The 7,568-nt window shown below is 73.1% G+C and carries 6 protein-coding genes; 3 read left to right on the top strand and 3 right to left on the bottom strand.

The features are described from left to right. Window positions 1-264 precede the first annotated feature (264 nt). The 3 genes from AOK16_RS16660 to AOK16_RS16650 form a co-directional block, all read right to left on the bottom strand. Entirely contained in the window at window positions 265-669 is a 405-nt protein-coding gene (locus AOK16_RS16660) for a RidA family protein (RefSeq protein ID WP_055473031.1), read from the bottom strand. A gap of 77 nt (window positions 670-746) precedes the next feature. Continuing rightward, a complete protein-coding gene (locus AOK16_RS16655) occupies window positions 747-1,502 on the bottom strand; it encodes an IclR family transcriptional regulator (RefSeq protein WP_055473030.1) in 756 nt (251 codons plus the stop codon). Further along, window positions 1,499-3,094 carry a sugar kinase gene (locus AOK16_RS16650; RefSeq protein WP_276202508.1) on the bottom strand — a complete coding sequence of 532 codons (1,596 nt, stop codon included), beginning with the start codon at window positions 3,092-3,094 and terminating at the stop codon, window positions 1,499-1,501. Before AOK16_RS16650 ends, AOK16_RS16655 begins: the two co-directional genes overlap by 4 nt. 102 nt (window positions 3,095-3,196) lie before the next feature. Here AOK16_RS16650 and AOK16_RS16645 point away from each other — a divergent pair, with 102 nt between their 5' ends. The 3 genes from AOK16_RS16645 (at window position 3,197) to AOK16_RS16635 (ending at window position 7,423) form a co-directional block, all read left to right on the top strand. Then, a complete protein-coding gene (locus AOK16_RS16645) occupies window positions 3,197-4,495 on the top strand; it encodes an alanine racemase (protein ID WP_055473029.1) in 1,299 nt (432 codons plus the stop codon). Window positions 4,496-4,504: 9 nt separating this feature from the next. After that, complete coding sequence (locus AOK16_RS16640) at window positions 4,505-6,115, top strand: N-acyl-D-amino-acid deacylase family protein (RefSeq protein ID WP_055473028.1); 1,611 nt, start codon at window positions 4,505-4,507, stop codon at window positions 6,113-6,115. A 96-nt stretch (window positions 6,116-6,211) separates the two neighbouring features. Then, window positions 6,212-7,423 (top strand): pyridoxal phosphate-dependent aminotransferase, encoded by a 1,212-nt coding sequence (locus AOK16_RS16635; protein WP_055473027.1) that lies wholly within the window; start codon window positions 6,212-6,214, stop codon window positions 7,421-7,423. The last annotated feature ends 145 nt before the right edge of the window (window positions 7,424-7,568 follow it).

Here is a 7,568-nt window from a genome sequence, read left to right as displayed (position 1 = left end):
TTGGGGCCGGTGCGTGGGCTGGGCCCGGTGCGTGGAGCGCCGCGCCGGTACGCGGCTGCGGGCAGGGCCGCTCGGCACGGCGCGCGCCGCCTCCCGAGCGGGGGAGACAAGCGGGCGCCGCGCCATGCGGGGACGAGTCCGGGTGCGGGAAGCACGCCGACCGGAGCGCGCCGGCCCAACGCAGCCGGCGCGCCGCACGACCGCCTCACGCCGGCGCGCCGCATGACCGCCCTCACGGCCGGCGGCACAGCGCCCAGCGCCCGGTCAGCCCAGTACGGCCAGCGCGTCGATCTCGACCAGCAGCCCCATCGGCAGTCCGACGTACACCGTCGTCCGCGCCGCAGGGGCCTCCTTCAGGTCGGCGAAGTACTCGTTGTAGATGCCGTTGAACTCGGCGAAGTGGTCCGTGTTGGTGAGGTAGACGCGGACCATCATCACGTCCTCCCAGCTCGCGCCGCCCTCCTCCAGGACCGCCTTGACGTTGGCCAGCGTCTGGAGGGTCTGCTCGCGCAGGGTCGGCCCGGCGGGCGTCGGCCCCTGGCCCTCGACGGCGGGCAGGAACCCGACCTGACCGGCGACCTGGAGGATGTTGCCCTTCTTGACGCCGAGCGAGAACTTCGCGGGCGGGGCGGTGTGGGTGGCCGGGGTGATGGCGGTCTTCTCGGTCATGGAACTTTCTTCCTTCGGTGGGGAGTTGTACGGGGAGAGTGTCGGAGGGGGGACGGCTTGCGGGCCGGGGCCGCGCGTCAGGGCGACGACGGCGCCCTACCCGCGTACTCACGGCTGATCGCCTCGGCCGTGCGCCGCACGAGCGGGAGGAGTTTGAGCAGTTCGTCGGCGGTGACGACGACGTTAGGCGCGGAGACCGAACACGCGGCGACGACCCGCCCGTCCGTGCCGCGGACGGGCGCGCCGACGCAGTTGATGGACTCCTCGTGGCCGCCGAGGTCGGTGGCCCAGCCCTGCTCGCGTACGGCGGCCAGCTCCTTGAGGAAGGCGGCGGCGTTCGGCGTCGAACGGGGCGTGTAGAGGGGGTAGTCGAGCTTCTCGGCCAGCGTCCGCCGCTCCGCCTCCGGCAGGTCGGCCAGCAGCAGCTTGGCCACCGCGGCGACGGTGATCGCGACGGGCTTGCCGATACGGGAGTACATGCGCACCGGATAGCGGCTCTCGACCTTGTCGATGTAGAGGACCTCGTGCTCCTCGTGCACCGCGAGATGCACGGTGTGCCCGCACTTCTCGTTCAGCTCGACAAGGTACGGGTGGGCGATCTCGCGTACGTCCAGGTTCTCCACGGCCTGCTGGGCGAGCGCGAACAGCCGCGCGCCGAGGCGGTAGCGCTGGTCCCGCTGGCGGTAGACCATGCCGTGCTCGTGCAGGGTGCGCAGCAGGCGCAGCGCGGTGGACTTGTGCACCCCGAGCCGCTGCGCGACCTGCTCCAGGTTGGCGGGACCCTCGGCCAGCAGCGGCAGGATGCTCAGCGCGCGGTCGACGGTCTGACTCATGGCGTACGCACCTCCGGGGACGGACCCGAACCCGGCGCATCGCCCTCGACCGCGGCCGTTTCCGCCCCGGCTGCCGCCGCACCCGTCTCCGCCGCGGTCATCTCCACCGCACCCGTCTCCACCGCGGCCGATTCCGTCTCAGCTGTCTTAGCCACAGTCGTCGTCTCGGCCGTCTCCGGCTCAGCCGTCTCCACAGCGCCCGCCTCCACAGGGCCCGTCACCTCCGCGCCCATCTCCCCCTCGCGCCCCGTCCATCCCGGCCCGAGCCGTAGCGCGGCCCACTCCGCCGGGTCGAGCGCCGCGAGCCGGTTGGCGTGGGCGCGCGCGGGCGGGGCGGCGAGGTCGCCGGGGACGGCGAGTGCGGCGGCAGCCATGAGGTGCCCGTGGCGCAGCCGGGCGGCGATCGGAAGACCGCGCAGGGTTCCGGAGAGGAACCCGGCGGCGAACGCGTCCCCGGCGCCGACGTGCGCCACGACGTCGACGGCGAGGGCGGGTTCGAAGGTGATGGTGTCCGTGCCGTCCGCCTGCCGCGCGTACGCGACGGCGCCCCGCGCGCCCTGCTTGACGACCAGCACCCCGGGCTCGGGCAGCGCGTCCCGCAGGTCTTCGGCCCCGCGCACGCCCCACGCCGCCTCGGCCTCGTCCTCTCCGACGAACACGAGGTCGGCGCCGCGGGCGAGGTCGAGGAGGACGCGTGGTCCCGCGGCGCCCGGCACGGGGTTGCCGGACGCGGCTTCCTTGCGGCGGGCGGCCGCCTGCCACAGCCCCACGCGGTAGTTGACGTCGAAGGAGACCAGCGGGCGGCCCGGGCGCGGCGCGGTCAGTTCACGTACGAGTGCCAGGCAGTCGTCGGAGAGGGCGGCGGTGATCCCGCTGAGGTGGAGAACGCGGCCGGACCAGGCCACGTCGCGCGGGACGAGCGCGGGCGACATGGCGGCGGCGGCCGAACCGGCGCGGTAGTACGCGACTTCGCCCGGCGCCTCTTCGTACGCCCCCACTTCGCCCGGCACCTCTCCGCGCGCCTCCTTTTCGTGCGCCCCCTCTTCTCGCATCTCCGCCACCGCGCACCCGGGCGCCTCCACCGCGGACTCGTGCGCCTCTTCCCCCACGGCCGCGGAAGCGCCCCGCTCCCCCGCAGATGCGGAGACGACCTGCTCCCCCGCAGGCGCGGAGCCAGCCCCCGCAGACGTGGAACCGGCCCCCGCGGACGCGGAACCGGCCTCCGCCCCTACGGCCGCGGAAACAACCCGCTCCCCCGCCGTCCGGAAGTACACCCCCGTCGGCCGGTGCGGATCGCGCCGCACGTCCGCGACGTCGACCCCGTGGGCGGCGATCCGCCCCACCAGGTGCTCGCCGAATCCGTCGGCGCCGACCCGGCTCACCCATCGCACGGCGTGCCCGGCGCGGGCCAGGGTGCAGGCGACGTTCGACTCGGCTCCGCCGATCCCGCGCTCGAAGGCGGGTACGTCGGCGAGGCGCCCGGGCCGGGTGGGCAGGAAGGTGACCATGGACTCGCCCAGGCACACGACCTCGACGCCCGGCCCCGCCGCCACGGCCGCCCCGGCGCTCCTCGCTCCATCGACTCGATCCACAGACTCGCTCCATTGACCCGGCAGTTGCGTGGATGTTAGACAGCGGTAAGCGACATACGCAATGACGGTTGCACATGCTGCAACGCCGGACAGGGAGGCTCCATGGCCGCCGAGAACACCACCGCGAGCACCGCCGCCCGGCGGCTCGGGGACGAGCGGATCGACCACCGCTTCAAGGCCCTCCCGCCCGACGCCGAGGGGCGCACCGTCGGCGAGCTGGCCGCCGAGCGCCGCAACCTGTTCACCGGCGGCTTCACCACCCCCGTACTCGCCCTGTCGGCCGAGGCGCTGGAGCACAACCTCGCCCTGATGGAGCGTTACGCGGCGGTCCACGGCCTTGCCTTCGCCCCGCACGGCAAGACCTCCATGGCCCCGCAGCTCTTCGAGCGCCAACTCGCCCGGGGCGCCTGGGGCATCACGGCCGCCGTGCCGCACCAGGCCCGCGTCTACCGCGCCTTCGGCATCCAGCGGATCTTCCTCGCCAATGAGCTGGTCGACCCGGCCGCCCTGCGCTGGCTGGCCGGCGAGCTGGACGCCGATCCCGGCTTCCGCTTCGTCTGCTACGTGGACTCGGCCCGCGGCGTCGAGCTGATGGACGAGGCCCTGGCGGCCCACGGCGCCCGCCGCCCGGTCGACGTCGTCGTGGAACTGGCGGGCGGCGCCGGTGCGCGCACCGGCGCGCGCACGCCCGCGGACTGCGCCGCGGTCGCCGACGCGGTCGCGAACACCTCGCGCCTCCGCCTGGTCGGCGTGGCCGGATACGAGGGCGAGGTCCCGCGGGCGGACAACGACCGGGTGCGCGCCTGGCTGCGTCAACTGACCGCCCTCGCAGCCGAGTTCGACAAGGCGGGCCGGTTCGCGGACGCCGAGGAGATCGTGGTGAGCGCGGGCGGCAGCGCCTGGTTCGACGCGGTCGCGGACATCTTCGCCGAGCTGCCGGAACTCTCCCGTCCGGTGTTGAAGCTGCTGCGCTCCGGCGCGTACGTCTCGCACGACGACGGCCACTACCGCCGCATCACCCCCTTCAACCGCATCCCCGAAGAGGGCGCCCTCCAGCCCGCGTTCCAGCTCTGGGCCCAGGTTGTCTCCCGCCCCGAGCCGGGCCAGGCGTTCCTGAACGCGGGCAAGCGCGACGCCGCGTACGACCTGGACCTCCCCGAGCCCCATCTCGTACGCTCCGCCCGCGACGGCTCCCTCCGCCCGGCCGCCGGCGTTTCGGTCACCGCCCTGTCCGACCAGCACGCCTGGCTGGCCCTCACGGACGAGGCGGCGGACCTGGAGGTCGGCGACTGGGTCTGTCTGGGTCTGTCCCACCCCTGCACGTCCTTCGACAAGTGGCAGCTGATCCCCCTGGCGGAGGCGGACGGCACGGTCACGGACTACATCCGCACGTTCTTCTAGGGGGCAGGCGTGGACCTCGTCATCCGTGACGCGGACGTCGTGGACGGCTCGGGCGCCCCGTCGTACCGCGCCGACGTGGTCGTCGACGGCGGCAGGATCGTCTCCATCGTCAAGGAGGCCGCGGCGGCGGGCTGCCAACGCCCCGTCGCGCGCCGCCAGTTGGACGCGGAGGGCCTCGTCCTCTCCCCCGGCTTCGTCGACATGCACGCGCACAGCGACCTGGCCCTGCTGCGCGACCCCGCGCACGAGGCCAAGGCCGCCCAGGGCGTCACCCTCGAAGTCATCGGCCAGGACGGCCTGTCGTACGCCCCCGTGGACGACCGCACCCTCGCCGAGGTCCGCACCCAGATCACCGGCTGGAACGGCGACGGCTCGGACATCGACTTCACCTGGCGCACGGTCGGCGAGTACCTCGACCGGCTGGACGAGGGCATCGCCGTCAACGCCGCCTACCTCGTCCCGCAGGGCACCGTCCGCATGCTCGCCGTCGGCTGGGACGACCGCCCCGCCACCCCGGCCGAGCTGGAGCAGATGCGGCGACTCGTCGCCGAGGGCCTGGAGCAGGGCGCGGTCGGCCTCTCCTCGGGGCTCACCTACACCCCCGGCATGTACGCCTCAGACGCCGAACTGACCGAGCTGTGCCGGGTCGTGGCGGCCTACGGCGGCTACTACTGCCCGCACCACCGCTCGTACGGCGCCGGGGCCCTGGAGGCGTACGAGGAGATGGTGGCCCTCACGCGGACCGCCGGCTGCGCGCTCCATCTCGCCCACGCCACCATGAACTTCGGCGTGAACCAGGGCCGCGCCCCCGAGCTGCTCACCCTCCTCGACCGGGCCCTGGCCGAGGGCGCCGACATCTCGCTCGACACCTACCCCTACCTCCCCGGCTGCACGACCCTCGTCGCGATGCTCCCGAGCCGGGCGAGCGAGGGCGGCCCGGAGAAGATCCTGGCCCGGCTGCGGGACGACGCGGAGGCCGAGCGCATCCGGCACGTGATGGAGGTCGAGGGCGCCGACGGCTGCCACGGCGTCCCCATCGAGTGGGACACGATCGAGATCTCCGGCGTCTCCGACCCCGCCCTGGCGGCGTACGTCGGCAGGACGGTCGCGCAGGCGGCCGCCGAGCGCGGGGAGGCCCCGTTCGCCACCGCCCGCCGCCTGCTGACCGAGGACCGGCTGGGCACGACGATCCTCCAGCACGTGGGCCACGAGGAGAACGTGCGGGCGATCATGAAGCACCGCGTCCACACCGGCGGCAGCGACGGCATCCTCCAGGGCCGCAAGCCGCACCCCCGGGCCTACGGCACCTTCCCGGAGTACCTCGGCAAGTACGTGCGCGAGTTGGGGATCCTCTCCCTGGAGGAGTGCGTGGCACATCTCACGTCGCGCCCCGCGGCCCGCCTCCGGCTCCCCGACCGGGGTCTGATCCGCGAGGGCTACCGCGCCGATCTCGTCCTCTTCGATCCGGCGACCGTCGCGGCGGGTGCCACATTCGAAAGTCCGCGGACCCTTCCGACCGGTATTCCGCATGTGCTCGTCGACGGGCGGTTCGTCATCGAAGACGGCCGGCGGACCGACGTCCTCGCGGGCCGCTCCGTCCGACGGACCCCGGCGGCCTAGGAGGCGGCGCGTTCCGTACGGGGCGTGGCCGGGAGCCGCCGTCCACGTGGCGGAAACACCGCGCCACCGCCACCGCCCGCCCGTAAGGTTGCGGACATGCAGGTCATCCAGTCAACGAAGCTCGCCAACGTCTGCTACGAGATCCGCGGCCCGGTGCTCGAAGAGGCCATGCGGCTCAAGGCAGCAGGCCATCGCATCCTGGAGCTGAACACCGGCAACCCGGCGCCGTTCGGGTTCGAGTGCCCGCCGGAGATCCTCGAGGACATGCTGCGCTCGCTGTCCACGGCGCACGGCTACGGCGACGCCAAGGGCCTGCCGGCCGCGCGGCGCGCGGTGATGCAGTACTACCAGACCAAGGGCATCGAGCTGGATGTCGAGGACATCTACCTCGGCAACGGCGTCTCCGAGCTGATCCAGATGTCCATGCAGGCGCTGCTCGACGACGGCGACGAGGTACTGGTCCCGGCGCCCGACTACCCGCTGTGGACGGCCTCCGTCTCGCTCGCGGGCGGCACCGCCGTGCACTACCGCTGCGACGAGCAGGCCGACTGGATGCCGGACCTGGCCGACATCGAACGCAAGGTCACCGACCGCACCAAGGCGATCGTCGTGATCAACCCCAACAACCCGACGGGCGCGGTCTACAGCGACGAACTCCTGCGCGGCATCACGGAGATCGCCCGCCGCAACAACCTCATCGTCTGCTCCGACGAGATCTACGACAAGATCCTCTACGACGGCGCCACCCACACCCCGACCGCCGCCATCGCCCCCGACCTGCTGACGCTGACCTTCAACGGGCTGTCCAAGGCGTACCGGGTGGCGGGCTACCGCAGCGGCTGGCTCGCGGTGTGCGGCCCGAAGGAGCACGCCTCCAGCTACATCGAAGGCCTGACGATCCTCGCCAACATGCGGCTGTGCGCGAACGTCCCGGCGCAGCACGCGGTGGCGGTGGCGCTCGGCGGCCGCCAATCGATCAAGGACCTGGTGCTCCCGGGCGGCCGGCTGCTGGAACAGCGCGACACCGCGCACGAACTGCTGACACGGATCCCGGGCGTCTCGTGCGTGAAGCCGAAGGGCGCGATCTACGCCTTCCCGCGGCTCGACCCCAAGGTCTACAAGATCCGGGACGACCGGCAGATGGTGCTGGACCTGCTGCGCGCCGAGAAGATCATGATCGTCCACGGTACGGGCTTCAACTGGCCCGAACCGGACCACTTCCGCCTGGTCACCCTCCCCCACAAGGAAGACCTCGAAGACGCGGTAACCCGCATCACCCGCTTCCTCGACGGCTACAGCCAGCCGTAGCGCCGCGGGCAGGCCGGGTGGGCCGCGGTTCGGCCCGCGTTGTGGGCAACGCGCCCGCCCCGCGGCAGGGCGCACCCGGCGGGCCACGGTTCGGCCCCCGTTGTGGGCATGCGTTCCGTCAGGGGCGATGGGGGTCCCCCCGGAC

It is taken from the genome of Streptomyces pathocidini, from assembly GCF_001418495.1.
GTDB classification, from domain to species: domain Bacteria; phylum Actinomycetota; class Actinomycetes; order Streptomycetales; family Streptomycetaceae; genus Streptomyces; species Streptomyces pathocidini.
This window is presented reverse-complemented; position numbering and strand designations above follow the sequence as displayed.

What these genes read in the sequence shown, in the direction of transcription:
- AOK16_RS16655 (WP_055473030.1), bottom strand. Translation starts at nt 1,502, where the DNA reads ATGAGTCAGACCGTCGACCGCGCGCTGAGCATCCTGCCGCTGCTGGCC.
- AOK16_RS16645 (WP_055473029.1), top strand. Translation starts at nt 3,197, where the DNA reads ATGGCCGCCGAGAACACCACCGCGAGCACCGCCGCCCGGCGGCTCGGG.
- AOK16_RS16660 (WP_055473031.1), bottom strand. Translation starts at nt 669, where the DNA reads ATGACCGAGAAGACCGCCATCACCCCGGCCACCCACACCGCCCCGCCC.
- AOK16_RS16635 (WP_055473027.1), top strand. Translation starts at nt 6,212, where the DNA reads ATGCAGGTCATCCAGTCAACGAAGCTCGCCAACGTCTGCTACGAGATC.